The organism is Bifidobacterium avesanii (genome assembly GCF_009299475.1).
In the GTDB taxonomy this organism is placed as follows: domain Bacteria; phylum Actinomycetota; class Actinomycetes; order Actinomycetales; family Bifidobacteriaceae; genus Bifidobacterium; species Bifidobacterium avesanii.
Genome location: NZ_WBSN01000008.1, coordinates 1 through 16,747 on the forward strand (window position 1 = coordinate 1; position 16,747 = coordinate 16,747).

Genomic DNA, 16,747 nt, shown 5'->3' on the forward strand with positions numbered 1-16,747 from the left:
GGCTGGGACTGGGCGGCTTCGGTTGTGAATGCGGCTGCGAATGCGGTTGCGGATTTGGCTTCGGTCATGGCGGATCCTTTCTTCCGTGCGGGCCCGGAACGCCGCATTATTCATGCGCGGCTGCTTGCGCACGCTTTGCATACGCATTGCACGCGCTGTTGCGTACGTCGCGCGCATCAAACGCACCGCGCTCGCCACATGCAACGCGTATCCCATGCGCACATCCCGCGCACATCCCGCGTGCCGCACCAGCTTGCCGCGTTTGACGCGCCCAACGCGTTGCCGCATCCGGGCCCTGCACCGTTTTCGGCCGCACCCTTGAGGTACAACCTTGTACTTATCAGTCTCAACCAATCTATCACGCGACACACCGGACAGACAGACCACGGGCTTCCAGACCGGGCGCAATTTTCCGGACCGGGCGCGGGCACTCCCCGTCCAGCATCATCGCAAACCGCCATTTTCCAACGTTTTGTCCCTCGCTGGACAGGGAGCGGGCACTCCCTGTCCGGGAATGTCCGGGAAAGCGCTCCCTGTCCAGAAAGGCGTTTCCCATCCGGGAAACACTCGCGTCGGGAAACCGCTCCCGGTTCGGAAGATCACACCCCGCCCGGGAAATCACGCCCCAGTCCAAACAACCGCTCCCGGTCCGGGGAACCGCCCGCCCTGCAGCCCGGCCCGCCGCCAAACCCAAAATCACCCGAAACACGACACGCCAAACATCCGTCAAGCCATGCCGGCTTCCAGTAATTGCAAGGGAATAACACGTTCGACCACCGCCCCTGCTGAAATTGCCCCACATTGCGGGACGGGATAGGTTCGGCACATGAATGGGTCATCGCAAGTACACGCCACAACGCCAGCACCGGATGATCAGCGGACGGTTCCCCGGGATTATCTGGCCCGTTCGCTTGCGCAGACGCAGAAGGAAACCCTGAGCCGATGCGCCGATCATCTGCACGCCGCCACGGCAATGCACGCCATCACCTACACCGGCTTCACCGCACTGAAACTCTGCGGCATCGAGACGCCGCACTGCCCCCGACTGCGCGATACGGAGTTTCATGTGCTCTATACCGCCCGCCAGCAGCGGCCCAGAAGGCTCAACACCCGGTATCTGAAACTGCCGGACGCGTTCCGGAATTGCTCGGTCATCATCTTTCGCCACGGTGAAACCACCGTTCGATGCACGCATCCCTTGGTCACTTGGGCCATGCTCGCGACATTCCTCACGCAAACGGAAACCATCGCCTTGCTCGACGCCATACTGCGCGCGGGCTCCCGATCGGCTTTCCCCAACGGAATCCCCCTTACCATGGGCAACGTCTCCGCATTTCTCGACAACGCCGGCGATTTCCCCGCGCTGAAACGCTGCCGCGCGGCCGTCCCGTTCATCGGCGTCGTCACCGATTCCATCATGGAATGCCGCACTCTGCTGGCGCTGCTGAGGTATGGATTGCCGTATCCGTCGGTCCATCTGCGTGTGTACATCGCATCGCTGGACCTCACCGTACCGGTGGATATGGCGTACGGGAACGGAAAGGTAATCGTCGAGTATGACGGCGACGCGCATCGGCAGGACCAACGCCAATACCGCTGGGACGAGCGCAAGCGTCAGGCGTTGCGCGCTCAGGGCTGCACGGTGATTGTGGCCTTTGCCGACGATGTGACGACGGCGTCGGGACGATGGGCGCTGGCCGACCGTGTCGCCGATGCGCTTGGCGTGACGCTGGACGGCTGGCCTCAGACCCCATACCGGGTGCTGATCGACGATGACCGCAGGGCCGAGGACCGCGACCGCAAACGTCGGGAACGCCGTAAGGCCCGGGCGGAGGGACTCGCCTGACGACTCCGGTAACGGACCGGGAGTGACTTTTGGGACAGGGAGCGCCCACTCCTTGTCCAACGGGATCAAAATCGTTGAAAAATGGCGGTTTTTGAGAGTGACGGACAAGGAGCGGGCGCTCCCTGTCCGGAAATCCGCCCCACACGCCCCGCAACCGACCCGCTCAGATGAGGCGCATGTTGTAGCGGGCGGCGAGGGCAGGGATGTCCGGCACGCCCCACTTGGCCACCAGGTCGAGCCACTCGCGGCGGTTGGACTCGCCGAAGCGGGCGGCGCGCGCGGTGTAGGCGTCCACGGTGAGGAACTTGGGCGGCACCGACTTGCTGTGGAACTTGTCGGCGTACATGACGACCTCCTGCTCGAGGTTCACGGGCACGTAGTCGTCGGGCGGCAGCGGCAGGCCCTGTTCGAGCACCGCCGCGCACGTGAGCCCCACGCCGGTGTGGTTGCGGGCGAACTGGGCGATCGACTCGTCCACGCCCTCCTTGAGCAGCAGCTCGTAGCCGTTGAGCCCGTGCAGGATGTAGCGCTTGTTGCTGAACTTGAGCGGTTCGCCGTCGGTGCCGTCGTGCTTGAGGACGGTGTAGGTGCCGATGTCGTGCAGCATGCCGCCGATCACCGCCAAGTGCTCATCGATGAGACGCGGCGGGACCGTGCCGCCCTTCACCGCGCCGGAGTCGAAGCCGCCGTTGCGCTCCGGGGCGTCGGCCGGCAGCGTGCAGCGGCGCATGAACAGCGCGTTCGCATGATGCGCCACCTGCCGGGCGATCGTGGCGACGATCACGCAGTGGGTGTGGATGAGGTCGTACGCCGCTTCGCTCGGCGCGTATTTGCGATGGAGTTCGTCGATCTGCTCGACGGTTGGAATCATGCCCATGCGGCCCATCCTAGTAGGGTTCCGACGGGGTCGGACGGCGGCGGACGCGCGCGGGCGCAGACCCCAGCATATGGCATGAATCGAACACGCGCGGGTGTTTGCCCGTACAATCGGGAGCGTCTGTGTTTATCGCAACGTTTATTGCGACGTTCATGTGCGACACGATTGTGTGCAAGGAGGGGATATGGCTTGGACCAATCCGCTGCGCGACCCGCGCGACATGCGCCTGCCGCGCATCGCCGGCCCGTGCAGTCTCGTGATCTTCGGCGTCACCGGCGATCTGGCCAAGAAGAAGCTGCTGCCCGCGGTGTACGATCTGGCCAACCGCGGCCTGCTGCCGCCGAGCTTCGGCCTGATCGGATTCGGCCGGCGCGAGTGGAGCAACGAGCAGTTCGCGAACTTCGTGGAGGAGCACGTGCGCGAGCGCTGCCGCACGCCGTTCAACGAGGACACGTTCGCACAGCTGAGGAAGGGCCTGCGCTTCGTGACCGGCACCTTCGACGACGCCGACGCGTTCACGCGCCTGTCGGACACCGTCTCCGAACTGGACCGAGATCTGGGAACCCGCGGCAACCACGCGTTCTACATGTCCGTGCCGCCGCGCGCGTTCCCCGTGGTGTCCCGCCAGCTCGCGGCCTGCGGTCTGGCGCATTCGACCGAGGGCGCGTGGAGGCGCGTGATCATCGAGAAGCCGTTCGGCCACGACCTCGCGAGCGCCAAGGAGCTCGACCGCGTGGTGTCCGAGGTGTTCGCGCCCGAATCGGTGTTCCGCATCGACCACTATCTGGGCAAGGAGACCGTGCAGAACCTGCTGGCCCTGCGCTTCGCGAACACCATGTTCGAGCCGATCTGGAACGCGAACTATGTGAGCCACGTGCAGATCACCATGGCCGAGGACATGGGCATCGGCGGCCGCGCGGGCTACTACGACGGCATCGGCGCGGCGCGCGACGTGATCCAGAACCACCTGCTGCAGCTCATGGCCCTCACGGCCATGGAGGAGCCGGTCTCGTTCACCGCCGCGGACCTTACGGCCGAGAAGACCAAGGTGCTTTCCGCCATCCGCGTGCCGCACGACCTCGCGGCTCACACCGCCCGCGGCCAGTACGCGGCCGGCTGGCAGGGCTCCGAGCGCGTGGTCGGCTACTTGGACGAGAAGGGCATCGACCCGTCGTCCACCACCGAGACGTACGCGGCCGTCCGTCTGGACGTGGACACCCGCCGCTGGGCCGGCGTGCCGTTCTACCTCAGGACCGGCAAGCGTCTGGGCAAGCGCGTCACGGAGATCGCCGTGGTGTTCAAGCGCGCCCCGCACCTGCCGTTCGAGACGACCGCAACCAAGGAGCTCGGCCGCAACGCCGTGGTGATCCGCGTGCAGCCGGACGAGGGCGTGACCATGCGCTTCGGCTCGAAGGTGCCGGGCACCGCGATGGAGGTGCGCGACGTGAGCATGGACTTCAGCTACGGCCGCTCGTTCACCGAGGCGTCGCCGGAGGCCTACGAGCGCCTGATTCTTGACGTGCTGCTGGGCGACCCGCCGCTGTTCCCGACCACGCGCGAGGTGGAGCTGAGCTGGGAGATCCTCGACCCGATCGAGGAGTTCTGGTCCACGCTCGGCCAGCCGCAGCCGTACCGCGCCGGCACGTGGGGCCCCGAGGAGGCCGACGCCATGCTCGCCCGCGACGGACACCATTGGAGGATGCCATGATTTTGGAACTGCCGGACACTTCGACCGGCGCGATTTCGCGCAAGATCGACGAACTGCACGAGGAGCGCGGCGAGGCGGCCCTGGGCCGCGTGCTCACGCTGCTCATCACCACGGACGCGGCGAACTTGGAGAATTCGCTCGAAGTGGCCAACGCGGCGAGCCGCGAGCATCCGTGCCGCGTGATCGCCATCGTGACCGACGGGCACGTGGACACGGACATCTCCGACCACAGCTCCACGCTGGACGGGCAGATCCGCTTCGGCGCGGACGCGGGCGCGGGCGAGATCATCGTGCTCAAGCCCACCGCGGCGCTGACCCGTCATCTGGACACGCTGGTCATTCCGCTGCTCGTGCCGGACGCGCCCGTGGTGGCGTGGTGGCCGACGCGCGCCCCGGAGAACCCGGCCGCCGACCCGATCGGACGCATGGCCCGCAGCCGCATCACCGACGCCATGCGCGCCCCGAACCCGGAGGCCGCGTTCACGGCCCTGCGCGCACACTACAGCGAGAAGGACGTGGACCTTTCGTGGACCCGCCTGACCATTTGGCGCGCGCTGCTGGCCACCATGCTCGACCAGCCGCCGCACCTGCCCATCGAGTCCGTGCGCGTGGTGGGCCCCACGAACGACATCCCCACCGAGCTGCTGGTCTCGTGGCTGGCGCTGCGTCTTGACGTGCCGGTGCGCGTGGAGCGCGACCCGGACGCGAAGGCCGTGCAGGGCGTGTACTTCCAGCGCGAGGACGGCGAGGTGGCGCTGCTGCGCCCGGCCGACGACCAGGCGACGATCCGCCAGCCCGGTCAGGCCGACCAGACCATGTCCATGCCCGCCCGCCCGCTCGAGGACTGCCTGAGCGAGGAGCTGCGCCGGCTCGATCCGGACGAGATCTACGCCGAGGTGGTCACCAAGGGCTGGCCGCTCGTCGATCACGAATAGGCAGCCACGAATAGGCACTCATCAGCCAAGGAGCCGCAATCATGTCTTCGTCCGTTTCTTCCGCGCCCACCGCGCTTGCCGCGCCGCGCACGGTCGTCGTCTATCCGGACCGCGTCACCCTGCATCAGGCCGTGGCGTCCCGTCTGCTGCTGGCACTGTCCGACCGACTCGCCGTGGCCGACCGGGCGGACATCGCGCTGACCGGCGGGCGCGACGGCAACGCGATTCTGGCCGCCCTGCCCGCCCATCCGCTCAATCCGATCGTCGATTGGTCGCGCGTGCATCTGTGGTGGGGCGACGAGCGCTTCGTGGCCGCGGACGATCCGGACCGCAACGCCCGTCAGGCGCGCGACGCATGGTTCGGCGCACTGGTGGCGTCCGGACTGATTCCCGAATCGCACGTGCACGAGATGCCGGCCGACGCTCGTCCCGCCGAGGAGGTGGCCGCCGCCACGGACGCGGAGAACGACGCGATTCTGGCCCGCGCGGCCACCGACTATCAGGCGGAGATCGAGCGCGAGCTCGGCCCGGACGGCGCGTTCGACGTGGCCATGTTCGGCATCGGCCCGGACGGCCACTTCGCCTCGCTGTTCCCCGATCATCCCGAGGTGCTGGTTGACGACCCGGCCGCCAAGGTGATCGGCGTGAACCACTCCCCCAAGCTGCCGCCGCTGCGCGTGAGCCTGACGGTGCCGTTCATCCACGCCTGCCGCGCGGTGTGGATGATCGCCTCCACACCGGGCAAGTCGGACGCGGTGGCCGCGGCCCTCGTCGGAGCGGCGAACGGCGGCGATCCGCACGTGCCGAGCTCCTTCGCGGCCGGGCGCGACCAGTCCCTGTGGCTGCTCGACGCCTTCGCCAGCGCCAAGCGGGGCTGAGAGGATAGAATCGCCGCCAATCCGAAATGGAGGCGATTCCGGACTCATCCGCGCCCTTCTGTGTCTCAATCCGCATCCGGTTTCTGAATTGGATGCGATCTGAGACACAGGAGGGCCTTTTCATGTCCGGCATCACCACCAAATATGGAAATGGATGCGATCGCGGACAAAAACGCCCCTCGCCGTGTCCCGATTCGCATCCGATTCCAGTAATGGATGCGGATTGAGACACAGACGAGGGGCATATGGCAGCAGCCAATCAGCAGCCGGTCAGCCGTCGCCGTCAAACCATTCAGGCCTGCTTGATCTCCTTGCGGCCCGGCTCGGCCCACAGGGTGTGGAACACGCCCGGCTCGTCGACGCGGCCGTAGGTGTGCGCGCCGAAGAAGTCGCGCTGGCCCTGAATCAGGGCGGCGGGCAGGCGCTTGGAGCGCAGGCCGTCGTAGTAGGCCAGGGAGCTCGAGAACACCGGAACCGGGATGCCAGCCTCGGCGGCGCGGGCCACCACGCGGCGCCACGACGCCTGAGCGCCCTCGACGGCCGCCTTGAAGAACGGGTCGAAGAGCAGGGAGCCGAACTGCTCGCCGGAGTCGTACGCATCGGAGATGCGGTTGAGGAACTTCGCGCGGATGATGCAGCCGCCGCGCCAGATGCGGGCCACGGCGCCGAGGTCGATCTTCCAGTTGTATTCCTTCGCGCCCTCCTCGATCTCGTTGAAGCCCTGCGCGTAGGCGACGATCTTGGAGGCGTACAGAGCCTGGCGCACGTCCTCGATGAACGCGGCGCGCTCCTCCGGGTCGGCGGCGATGGCGCTGAACGCACCCTCCGGCTCCGGGCCGGCGAGGCCCTTGGTCTGGGCTTCGGCGCGCAGGTCGGCCTCGGAGGACAGGCCACGGGCGAACACGGCCTCGCCGATGCCGGTCACGGGGGTGCCGAGGGACAGGGCGGTCTGCACGGTCCACGTGCCGGTACCCTTCATGCCGGCGCGGTCCACGACGATGTCGAGGAACGGCTTGCCGGTCTTGGCGTCCTTGTGGCGCAACACCTCGGCGGTGATCTCGATGAGGTAGGAGTCGAGGTCGCCCTTGTTCCACTCGGCGAACACGTCGGCGAGCTCGTCCACGCTCAGGCCGAGGCCGCGGCGCATGAGGTCGTAGCTTTCGGAGATGAGCTGCATGTCCGCGTACTCGATGCCGTTGTGCACCATCTTGACGAAGTGGCCGGCGCCGTCGGAGCCGATGTGGGTGACGCACGGCTCGCCCTCCGCCTGCGCGGAGATGGTCTTGAGGATCGGGCCGAGGGTCTTCCAAGACTCCTCGGTGCCGCCGGGCATCATGGACGGGCCCTTGAGAGCGCCCTCCTCGCCGCCGGAGACGCCGCAGCCCACGAAGTGCAGGCCGCGGGCGCGGATCGCCTTCTCGCGGCGGATGGTGTCCTTGAAGTACGCGTTGCCGGCGTCCACGATGATGTCGCCGGGCTCCATGAGGTCCGCAAGCGCGTTGATCATCTGGTCGGTCGGGTCGCCGGCCTTGACCATGATGATCGCAGTGCGCGGCTTGGCGAGCGACGCCACGAACTCCTCGAGCGTCTTGGAGGGGATGAACTTGCCCTCGTCGCCGTGCTCGTTGATGAGCGTTTCGGTGCGCGAGTAATGACGGTTGTAGACGGCCACCGTGTTGCCGTGGTGCGCCAGATTGCGCGCCAGGGACGCCCCCATCGCGGCGAGGCCCACCACACCGATGTTTGCCAGTTCTTCAGCCACAGCTCCACCTTTCGTGTCGATTGCTGATTGCTCCACGACCAGTGTACGGGACATGCCACATGTTGGGAACGGGATATTTCGATGGGCGGAGCGCGGGCGGGAGTGCCTCAGACGAGCTGATGGCGGGTCCAGCGTCCGGTGCGGTAGCGCAGGTAGAACAGGAACGCGCGCACGCCCCATTCGGTCAGCCATACGGCCCACAGGCCCACGATCTGGTAGTTGAGCACCACGGAAACGAGGTAGCCCACGCCGATGCGGTAGATCCACATGGAGCTCAGCGAGCAGATGGTCGTCCACTTGCCGTCGCCGGCGGAACGCAGCATGGACGGCAGCACGGACTGCGCGGAGAACAGGAGCGGATAGGCGACCACGTTCATCCACATGAGGGTCCACAGGATGCCGTACGTGGCCGGGTCGGCGTGGTAGAACGACGTGATGGCCCACGGGAACAGGCCGGCGAGCAGCAGGCCCATCACGCCGGAGACCGCCGAGCCGGTGAGGATGAACGATCGCATGATCTTGCGCGTGTACTTCACGTCGCCCGCACCCATGGACGCACCGGCGATCGGCACGATGGCGGTGCTCAGCGTGCGCGGGACGATCTCGATCAGGTGGCACCACGAGCCGATGATGCCGTTCGCGGCGAGCTGAAGCGTGCCAAACGGGACGATGAACATCTGGATGATGAGCTTGCCGCCGTTGAAGAACAGGTCCTCGAGGATGAACGGCAGGCTCACGGACAGCACGTTGCCGACGCGCTTCGCGTCCACACGCAGCAGCATGGCCCGCTTGAGGTACAGCTGCGGCGCGTAGCTTTTCAGCAGCACGACGCCCATCACCGCGCCGACGAGCTGCGAAAGCACCACCGACCACGCGAGACCCGCCACGCCCATACCGGCCCACATGACGAACACGATGTTGAGCAGCATGTTGGACCCGTTCGCCACCACGGACAGGGCGAGCGTGACGCGCGTGCGCCCGATGCCCCTCAGCGCGCCGGCGATGGCGTTGTACAGGCCGCGCAGCGGGTAGCTCACCAGCAGGCCCAGCAGGAACACGTGGATGTTGGCGAACACGTCCGGCTCGGCCGACCCGAACAGGAACGTGATGATCCGGTCCTCGAACGCGAGCACGAGCGCCGAGTACACGATCGTCACGGCGAGCATGGCGTGGATGGCCGCCGCCGTGACGCGCCCGATCTGCTCGCGGTGCCCGGCGCCGAAGTGCTGCGCGACGAGCACGCAGGTGCCGAGCGCGATGGAGTTGAACGTGCCGAACATGAGCCAGTGGACCGCGTTCGCCGTGTTCACCGCGCCCACGGAGGCCGGGCCGTCGGAGCTGATGATGCCGGTGTTGCAGAATTCGACGAGCGTCATGAAGACGGTGTCCACGAAGATGGGCAGCACGAGGTTGTAGATGTCCCGCGCCGAGTAGTGCTCGCCGCGGAAGGCGTTGAGGACATGCTGGTAATGGACGTTGGAGGCGAAGTCCGGCCGGTGCATGCGTTGCCACGCTCCTCTGGTCGTCGGCGGGGGGCTGTGCGTGCCGGGCCGCCGTGCGGTCGTCGTTGACGGAAGATTTGGTGTGTTGTGGGGTGCCGTTGGGGACGGTCATCCATTGTAGTGCAACGTTGTGCCAACCGACGCGCCGGTTGCCGCGGGTTGCTGGGACTGCTGAGGTTGCCGGGACCGCTGGGGCGACGGCGACGCGACTGCGATCGTGACCGCGACCATGACCGCGACCATGACCGCCCATGTGGCAAAGTCCGTGACGGAGACCGGGCGGCCATCGTCACACGCGCCCGCAACCGTTGGAATACCAGGGATCCTGATCATGGGGCCACTGCGATGAACGGTCTCCGTCACGGTCTCCGCCACAATCCGGTCACCGTCACGCCCAGAGTCCCAAGCCGCGGCGAACGGCACGGCCGCACGGGCACCGCGCCAACGCTAGCGCCAGCACCAGCGCCACGGACCGGGAGCGGCTTCCCGGACAGGGAGTGCCCGCTCCCTGTCCGCACGAGTTCAAACCGTTGAAATTCCGCCGATTTGCCGCCGACCGGACCGGGAGTGGGCACTCCCTGTCCAAACAAGCGCTCCCTGTCCGGGCCAAGCGCACTCAGTCCGGAGAAGCCTACCCCGTCCTAGCCAGACACTCCTCGCCCGGGCAAAACGCGCACAGAACCCGCGGCCACCACGCCCTACAGGGTGCGCAGACGGAACGCGCCCGTGCGGTTGGAGGCCACGATCATGTGGTCGTTCGGCAGCTCGGTCCACCCGTATTCGGCGGGCTGGTCGAAGCCGGAGGACGCGGCCACCACGCCGCCGGTGTTGAGCTTGCGGTAGCGGATCACGCGGTAGTCGTGGGCGTACTGCTCCATGCCGTAGGACTCGTACAGCTCGATCACGCGGTGCGAGACCTCGGTGCGCTTGCACGCGCGCAGGACCACCAGCTCGTTCTCGCTCTGCAGCATGCAGTTGTATGAGCTCAGCGGGTAGTACCGGCGCAGCAGGGCCACGGCCTGGGAGACGGATTCGGGCAGAGTGCAGCCCATGCGCACGCGCTCGAGGATGAGCGCGAAGTAGATGGCGGAGTCGCTGCGGCCGCCGGTTTCCGCGAGGATGTCGCGGTCGACCGGGAAGTCGTGGTTGGTGACGATGTTGAGGCCGGTCTCGTCGGAGGAGATGTCGCCGTTGTGCATGAAGCTCAGCCCGTCGCAGAAGAACGGCTGCTGGTTCTCGATGATGAGCGGCAGTCCGGAGGACGCGAGGCGCAGATGGTAGATGCCGCCGCGCGCGCCCTGACGGGAGACGATCGGGTAGATCTGGTCGAAGCGGGCCGCCACGGTGGACTTGTACACGCGCGTGGCGGTCTCCGGCGTGCGGGCGCCGCCATCGGAGAAGTGGCGGGTCACGGTCGGCTCGGTGACGAGCGCGCAGCCCCAGCCGTCATTGTGGATCATCGACTGCTGACGGTACTGTTCGGCCAGCCGCGTCCCCAGCACATCCTGAAGGCTGAGGTTGCGGCCCGACGTAGCGTACCCAAGCAATCTGCACATAATCCTCCACTCTAACGGCCGATCGACGATCGGACACGCACCTCGTTATAACAACTTTTTATTACCCCGTATTCGGCGCCCCGGCCAAGCGGCCAAGCGGCCAAGACCGGCCGAGCCCGCAGCGCATCACCGCCGACCGTCACCGCCGCACGCCCACGCGCACCAGGCCGGGCACGCGCCGCGTGGACACGAACAGTGGCTGCGTCTCCACGAGCGGATTGTACGGCGCCAGACCGAACCACTTGACGGGCGAGCCGGCCACGTGGCGGATCGCGTACTTGATCTGCAGCGAGAGGGCGCCGCGCGACGAGATCTTCGACTCGGGCATGAGCGCCTTGTGGATCAGCACATAGCGGATCGTGCCGATCTTCGGGTCGGCGTCCACCTTCGGGTAGATGGACTTCTGCTGCGGCAGTTCGCCGGAGCGCGACAGATCGTGCATGATCTGGTGCAGGTACGCCGGGATGGACTGGTTCACCTTGAAACCGAGGCGGATGCGCACGCGGAACAGGTAGTTGGTGCCGAAGTTCTCCACCGAGTACTCGCGCGTGAACGGCTCGTCGGTGGTCTGCACGGACACGGCCCACCACGCGCGCGCCCGCTTGGGGTGGTCGGCGAAGATGGAGAAGAAGATGTCCGTGTCGAGGCGCTTCATCTCCGCGTCGGACGTGAGGTACACGATGTTGTCCGCGAAGTACGGGATGCGGAAGTCGCCGTGCAGGCGCTCCAGCGCGGGCAGGCAGTCCTTGGGGGCCATGTGCCGGCGCTGGGCGCGCTCGAGCTTGGTGCCCTCGTTCCACGTGTACATGATCGTCAGGATCGCCACGGTGAGCAGCAGCGTGAACCAGCCGCCGTGCAGGAACTTCGCCATGGATGCGATGAAGAACAGGATCTGGATGGCCAGGAACACCACGGTGAACACGACCGCGCCGAGTCGGCTGGAGTTGTGCCACAGGTAGACCGCGAGCAGGATGGTCGTGGTGATCATGGTGATGGTCAGCGCGAGGCCGTACGCGGCGGAGATGTGCTCCGAGTCGCGGAAGATGGCGAGCACGACCAGCGTGGCCGCGCACAGCACCACGTTGATGGTGGGGATGTACAGCTGGCCGCGCGTGCGGGCTGGGTAGCGCACCTGCAGGTGGGGCATCCAGTTGAGGCCGGTCGCCTCGGAGACCATGGTGAACGCGCCGGTGATGAGGGCCTGCGAGGCGATGATGCCGGCGGTGACGGACAGGATCACGGCCGCGTAGCGCACGCCCGGGGTCATCATCTGGAAGAACGGGTTGACGGTGGGCAGGTTCGCGAGCGCGGGATTGTCCTGGTTCCTGAGGATCCACGCGCCCTGGCCGAAGTAGTTGAGCACGAGCGCGACCTTGATGAACGGCCAGGTGAAGTAGATGTTGCCGCGGCCCACGTGGCCCATGTCCGAGTAGAGCGCCTCGGCGCCGGTGGTGGACAGGAACACCGTGCCCATGAGCGCCACGCCGGCCGCGTTGTGCGGGCTGAACAGGAACTCGACGCCGTACACCGGGTTGAGCGCGGCGAGGATGCTCCAGTCGCCGCCGATGTTCGCCAGCCCCGCCACGGCGAGGAAGCTGAACCACACGAGCACGAGCGAGCCGAACACCTTGCCGATGCTCTCCGTGCCGCGCGACTGCACGGCGAACAGCGCCACGATGATCACCACGGTGATCATGAGCGTGAGGTTCTCGTTCTCGCGGAACAGGCCCTCGAGCTGCGGCAGGGTTTTGAGGCCCTCCACGGCGGAGGATATGGACACGGCCGGGGTGAGCACCGAGTCGGCCAGGAACGCCGCGCCGCCGAGCATGGCCGGGATGGCCAGCCACGCGCCGTAGCGGCGGATCAGCGAATACAGCGCGAAGATGCCGCCCTCGCCCTTGTTGTCGATGCGCATGGCGATGAGCACGTACTTGACGGTGGTGATGAGCGTGATGGACCAGAACACCAGCGAGAGCATGCCGTACACGGACTCCTCGTTGGCATTGGCGAGCCCGCCCTGACCGGACAGGAACGTCTGGGCCGTGTACAGCGGCGAGGTGCCGATGTCGCCGTAGACCACGCCGAGCGCCACGATCGCCATGGAGAACGTGACCTTGTCGGGCCCGGACTGCACGCGCGCCCACCAGCGGCCGATCGGCCCGCGGGACTCGGCCTTCGCGAGTCGTTCGGCCTCCCTGCGCTGCTGCTCCTTCTGCTTGGTGAGCTCGGCGCGCTCCTCCTTGGTGAGCACGCGGCGGGACACCTTGGGCGCGTTGGTGAAGTTGCCGCGGGGCAGCACGACGGTGTCCGTGATGTCCGCCTTGGTGCGCTTGTGGGCCTGCGGCGCTCGAGGCGCGGCCTTGCGGTCCCACGCGGGGTGGTCGCTGGCCGGCTGCTGCGGTTTGGGCTGATTCTGCCGATCGTCCCGCGGCTTGGCCTGCCGGGACTCGGTTTGGGACTGAGCCGCGGGTCTCGGTTCGGACCGCTGGGGGCCGTCCGGCTGAGGCCCGACATGATCTTGTTGTGCTGCGGCATTCCGCGGGTTCTCCCGCCGCGCATCCCGCCGATCATCCCGCCGAACCATGGGTCTGACGTCGGACGGTTTGGCCGTCGCACCCGGCTCGGCATCCGCAGTCCGCTCCCCCCGCGCTGCGTGCTGTTGCTCTTGCACCATGACCCCTTTCGCGTGCCCTTCACGATACACACACATATTGCAGTGCGCGATGTTAGTACGCTTCGGCGTCCTTGGGAAATCGGGAGCGTGAATGCCAGCTGAATTACGGGCCGAAAAGGACGAAATCCGGGATTCCAAGCGCCAAACCCCCGCCGGGGCGTCCGTTTCAGCCCGTATGTTGCGCGCGCAGTACGGTTGCGCGCGCAGTACGGTCACACGCCGTAGACCGCGCGCACGGTCCGGCGGGTGGCCTGCGCGACGGTCGTGAGCGGCAGGTCCATCGCGTCGGCGAGCGCGGCGAGCGTGTACGGGATCATGTACGGCGCGTTGGTGCGCCCGCGGTACGGCATGGGCGTGAGGTACGGGGCATCGGTCTCCACCATGATGTGGTCGAGCCCCACGAGCCGGGCCGACTCGCGGATGCCGTCGTTGCCCTTGTAGCTCACCGTGCCGGAGAAGCTCAGGTACCAGCCGTGTTCGCGCGCGATCTCGCCCATCTCCGCGTCGCCGGAATACGAGTGGAACACCGTGCGTTCGGGGGCGCCGTCCGCGAGCAGCGTTTCGATGACTTCGCGGTGCGAGTCTCGGTCGTGGATCTGCATGGGCAGGCCGAGCTCCTTGGCGAGCGCGATGTGCGCGCGGAACGCCTCGCGCTGCAGCTCCTTGGCGCCCTCGCCGGTGCGGAACAGGTCCATGCCGGTCTCGCCGATCGCCACCACCTGATCGGGGTGCTGCGTGGCGAGCCGATGCACCTCCGCGAGCGCGTCCTCGAAGGGGACGTCATGCCATGGCTTGTACTTGAGTTCCAGACCGTCCGGCCCGGGCACGCCGCGGTGCCCGTGGAGCACGGATTCGTTGGGATGGATCGCGAGCGCCGCGTGCACAAGACCCGGGTGGTCGACGGCCATCTGGACCGCCGTCCTCAGGTTCGGCAGCTCGCAACCCACGTCGATAATACCCTCGACGCCGACAGCCCGCGCCTGTCCCAGAATTTCATCCACATCGTAGACCGGCACGGGCGGCTGGCCCTTCGCCTCGGCCTCGTGGCTCATGGCCCTGGAGAACGGGACGACGGAGGCCACGTGCGTGTGGTCGTCGACCGTCCACGCCTCGCGCGGCAACGGTTCGGGGGCGGGCGCCCAGCTGCGGTCGCGGTGATGATGCTTGCTCATGCCACCCACCTTAGCGGGTGGGTCGCCGTCTCTAGGCCACCGCCGCCTTGATCATGGCGTACTGCGACTCGTACAGCCGCCAGTACGCGCCCTTGCGCCTCAGCAGCTCGGCGTGCGAGCCGCGCTCCACGATCTGCCCGTGGTCGATGTACAGGATCTCGTCCGCGTTCTCGATCGTGGACAGGCGGTGGGCGATGATGAAGCTCGTGCGCCCCTTGAGCAGGTGGGCGAGGCCGGCCTGCAGCGCCTCCTCGGTGCGCGTGTCGATGTTGGAGGTGGCCTCGTCGAGGATGAGGATGCGCGGGTCGGCGAGCAGCACGCGCGCGAACGCGATGAGCTGGCGCTGGCCGGCGGACAGGGTCGAGCCGCGCTCCTCCACCACGGTGTCGTAGCCGTCGGGCAGCTCCATGATGAACTCGTGCGCGTGCACGGCCTTCGCGGCGGCCTCGATCGCCTCATCCGTGGCGTCGAGTTTGCCGTAGCGGATGTTCTCGCGCACGTTGCCGGAGAAGATGAAGGTGTCCTGCAGCATGACGCCCATCTGGCGGCGCAGGGAGGCGAGCGTCACGTCGCGCACGTCGTGGCCGTCCACCTTCACCGATCCCTCGGACACGTCGTAGAAGCGCGACAGCAGGCTGATGATGGTGGTCTTGCCGGCGCCGGTCGGGCCCACGAGCGCGATCGTGCGGCCGGGCTCCACGTGGAAGTCCACGAGGTTGAGGATGTTGCGCCCGTCGTCCTCGTAGCGGAACACCACGTCGCTGAAGTCCACGCGCCCCTCGATCGGCGGCAGGTCGCGCGCGCCCGGGCGGTCCTGGATTTCGGGGACCACGTCGAGCGTCTCGAAGATGCGCTCGAGGTACGCGGAGCAGGTGATGAGCTGGTTGTAGAAGTTGCCGATGTTGATCACCGGGTTCCAGAAGTTGTTCGCGTAGCCCACGAACGCGATGAGCACGCCTGTGGTCACGTCCACGCCGCCGAAGCCCATGACGCCCACGAAGTAGATGAACGAGATGGTCATCACGGAGATGGTCTGCACGCCCGGCCACATGAGGAACTGGATGTGCACGGCCTTCATCCACGCGGCGCGCACCTCGCCCTGCTGCTCCTGGAAGTTGCGGAACTGCGCCTGCTCCTGCGCGAACGTCTGCGTGGTCTTCACGCCGGCGATCGACTCGTGGATGTACGCGTTGAGGTTCGACTGCTTGTTGGAGAGCTTCTGGTAGGCGCGGCGCTGGAAGATCTTGAGCCCGTACACCCACGCGAGCAGGGCCGGGAACAGCACAAGGCTCCACAGGGCCAGGCGCCAGTCGATCGCGAACATGACCACCAGCGTGATCACGAACGTGAACACGTCGGAGATCACGTTGATCAGGCCGGAGGACAGGGTGTCGGACAAGGTGTTCACGTAGTTGACCACGCGGATGAGGATCTTGCCGTGCGGGCGCGAGTCGAAGTAGCTGAACGGCAGGGTCTGGATGTGCGTGAAGATGTCGCGGCGCATGTCCTTGAGCATCATCTGGCCCACGCGCGTGATCGCCACCGTGCGGTAGCGCAGGGCGAACTCGTAGACGAGGATCAGCGCGGCGAGGATGCCGGCGAGCAGGCCGAGCTGGCCCAGATCGCGGTGGGGAATGGCCTCGTCGATCGCCACCTTGGTCAGGTACGGGACGGACACGAGGATGCAGCTCATGGAGATGACGACGGCGAGGATACGGGCGACCTGCCCCGCGTACGGCTTCAGGTACTTGCCGACGCGCAGGATGTCGTGGACGTTGATCGACTCCTCGAGCTCCTCGTCCTCGCGGTAGGTGTTGCGTTGCTGTGCCATGCGAAA

Annotated in this window: 12 protein-coding genes; 4 read left to right on the plus strand and 8 right to left on the minus strand. The window is 66.8% G+C overall.

Translation table 11 applies throughout. From position 1 onward, the window contains the following. Positions 1-216, minus strand: a 216-nt coding sequence (locus DSM100685_RS10855; protein ID WP_205730732.1) for a hypothetical protein, incomplete at its 3' end; no start/stop codon positions are given. A 610-nt stretch (positions 217-826) separates the two neighbouring features. Between DSM100685_RS10855 and DSM100685_RS05565 the strand changes: the two genes are divergently transcribed. Beyond that, a complete protein-coding gene (locus DSM100685_RS05565) occupies positions 827-1,846 on the plus strand; it encodes a PDDEXK family nuclease (protein ID WP_152350369.1) in 1,020 nt (339 codons plus the stop codon). 163 nt (positions 1,847-2,009) lie between these two features. Here the strand turns inward: DSM100685_RS05565 and DSM100685_RS05570 are convergent, their stop codons facing one another. Continuing rightward, on the minus strand, positions 2,010-2,732 hold the full coding sequence (locus tag DSM100685_RS05570; RefSeq protein WP_152350370.1) for an HD domain-containing protein: 723 nt from the start codon (positions 2,730-2,732) through the stop codon (positions 2,010-2,012). A 175-nt stretch (positions 2,733-2,907) separates the two neighbouring features. On the opposite strand from DSM100685_RS05570, the gene zwf reads away from it, so the two are divergent. The 3 genes from zwf to pgl are packed head-to-tail and all read left to right on the plus strand — an operon-like array spanning position 2,908 to position 6,244. Then, entirely contained in the window at positions 2,908-4,431 is a 1,524-nt protein-coding gene (gene zwf / locus DSM100685_RS05575; protein WP_152350371.1) for a glucose-6-phosphate dehydrogenase, read from the plus strand. Continuing rightward, the gene (locus DSM100685_RS05580; protein WP_152350372.1) at positions 4,428-5,366 is read left to right on the plus strand and encodes a glucose-6-phosphate dehydrogenase assembly protein OpcA; all 939 of its coding nucleotides are present in this window, start codon (positions 4,428-4,430) and stop codon (positions 5,364-5,366) included. The genes zwf and DSM100685_RS05580 overlap by 4 nt, the downstream gene beginning before the upstream one ends. 41 nt (positions 5,367-5,407) lie before the next feature. Continuing rightward, entirely contained in the window at positions 5,408-6,244 is an 837-nt protein-coding gene (pgl, locus tag DSM100685_RS05585) for a 6-phosphogluconolactonase (RefSeq protein ID WP_152350373.1), read from the plus strand. A 292-nt stretch (positions 6,245-6,536) separates the two neighbouring features. On the opposite strand, the gene gndA is transcribed toward pgl, so the two are convergent. From gndA to DSM100685_RS05615, 6 genes are all read right to left on the minus strand, one after another. Further along, positions 6,537-8,006, minus strand: coding sequence for an NADP-dependent phosphogluconate dehydrogenase (gene gndA, locus DSM100685_RS05590; RefSeq protein ID WP_276608022.1), 1,470 nt, complete (start codon positions 8,004-8,006; stop codon positions 6,537-6,539). A 107-nt stretch (positions 8,007-8,113) separates the two neighbouring features. Beyond that, the gene (locus DSM100685_RS05595) at positions 8,114-9,508 is read right to left on the minus strand and encodes an MATE family efflux transporter (RefSeq protein ID WP_152350375.1); all 1,395 of its coding nucleotides are present in this window, start codon (positions 9,506-9,508) and stop codon (positions 8,114-8,116) included. A 698-nt stretch (positions 9,509-10,206) separates the two neighbouring features. Then, positions 10,207-11,064, minus strand: a complete 858-nt coding sequence (locus DSM100685_RS05600; RefSeq protein WP_152350376.1) for a class II glutamine amidotransferase — start codon at positions 11,062-11,064, stop codon at positions 10,207-10,209. 139 nt (positions 11,065-11,203) lie between these two features. Then, positions 11,204-13,648, minus strand: a complete 2,445-nt coding sequence (locus DSM100685_RS05605) for a KUP/HAK/KT family potassium transporter (protein WP_239512673.1) — start codon at positions 13,646-13,648, stop codon at positions 11,204-11,206. A gap of 302 nt (positions 13,649-13,950) precedes the next feature. Then, positions 13,951-14,910 (minus strand): TatD family hydrolase, encoded by a 960-nt coding sequence (locus DSM100685_RS05610; RefSeq protein WP_152350377.1) that lies wholly within the window; start codon positions 14,908-14,910, stop codon positions 13,951-13,953. Between the two features lie 31 nt (positions 14,911-14,941). After that, positions 14,942-16,741, minus strand: a complete 1,800-nt coding sequence (locus tag DSM100685_RS05615; protein ID WP_152350378.1) for an ABC transporter ATP-binding protein — start codon at positions 16,739-16,741, stop codon at positions 14,942-14,944. Between the last annotated feature and the right edge of the window lie 6 nt (positions 16,742-16,747).

What these genes read in the sequence shown, in the direction of transcription:
- DSM100685_RS05595 (WP_152350375.1), bottom strand. Translation starts at nt 9,508, where the DNA reads ATGCACCGGCCGGACTTCGCCTCCAACGTCCATTACCAGCATGTCCTC.
- DSM100685_RS05580 (WP_152350372.1), top strand. Translation starts at nt 4,428, where the DNA reads ATGATTTTGGAACTGCCGGACACTTCGACCGGCGCGATTTCGCGCAAG.
- DSM100685_RS05600 (WP_152350376.1), bottom strand. Translation starts at nt 11,064, where the DNA reads ATGTGCAGATTGCTTGGGTACGCTACGTCGGGCCGCAACCTCAGCCTT.
- DSM100685_RS05615 (WP_152350378.1), bottom strand. Translation starts at nt 16,741, where the DNA reads ATGGCACAGCAACGCAACACCTACCGCGAGGACGAGGAGCTCGAGGAG.
- DSM100685_RS05570 (WP_152350370.1), bottom strand. Translation starts at nt 2,732, where the DNA reads ATGGGCCGCATGGGCATGATTCCAACCGTCGAGCAGATCGACGAACTC.
- zwf (WP_152350371.1), top strand. Translation starts at nt 2,908, where the DNA reads ATGGCTTGGACCAATCCGCTGCGCGACCCGCGCGACATGCGCCTGCCG.
- DSM100685_RS05605 (WP_239512673.1), bottom strand. Translation starts at nt 13,648, where the DNA reads ATGGTTCGGCGGGATGATCGGCGGGATGCGCGGCGGGAGAACCCGCGG.
- DSM100685_RS05565 (WP_152350369.1), top strand. Translation starts at nt 827, where the DNA reads ATGAATGGGTCATCGCAAGTACACGCCACAACGCCAGCACCGGATGAT.
- pgl (WP_152350373.1), top strand. Translation starts at nt 5,408, where the DNA reads ATGTCTTCGTCCGTTTCTTCCGCGCCCACCGCGCTTGCCGCGCCGCGC.
- DSM100685_RS05610 (WP_152350377.1), bottom strand. Translation starts at nt 14,910, where the DNA reads ATGAGCAAGCATCATCACCGCGACCGCAGCTGGGCGCCCGCCCCCGAA.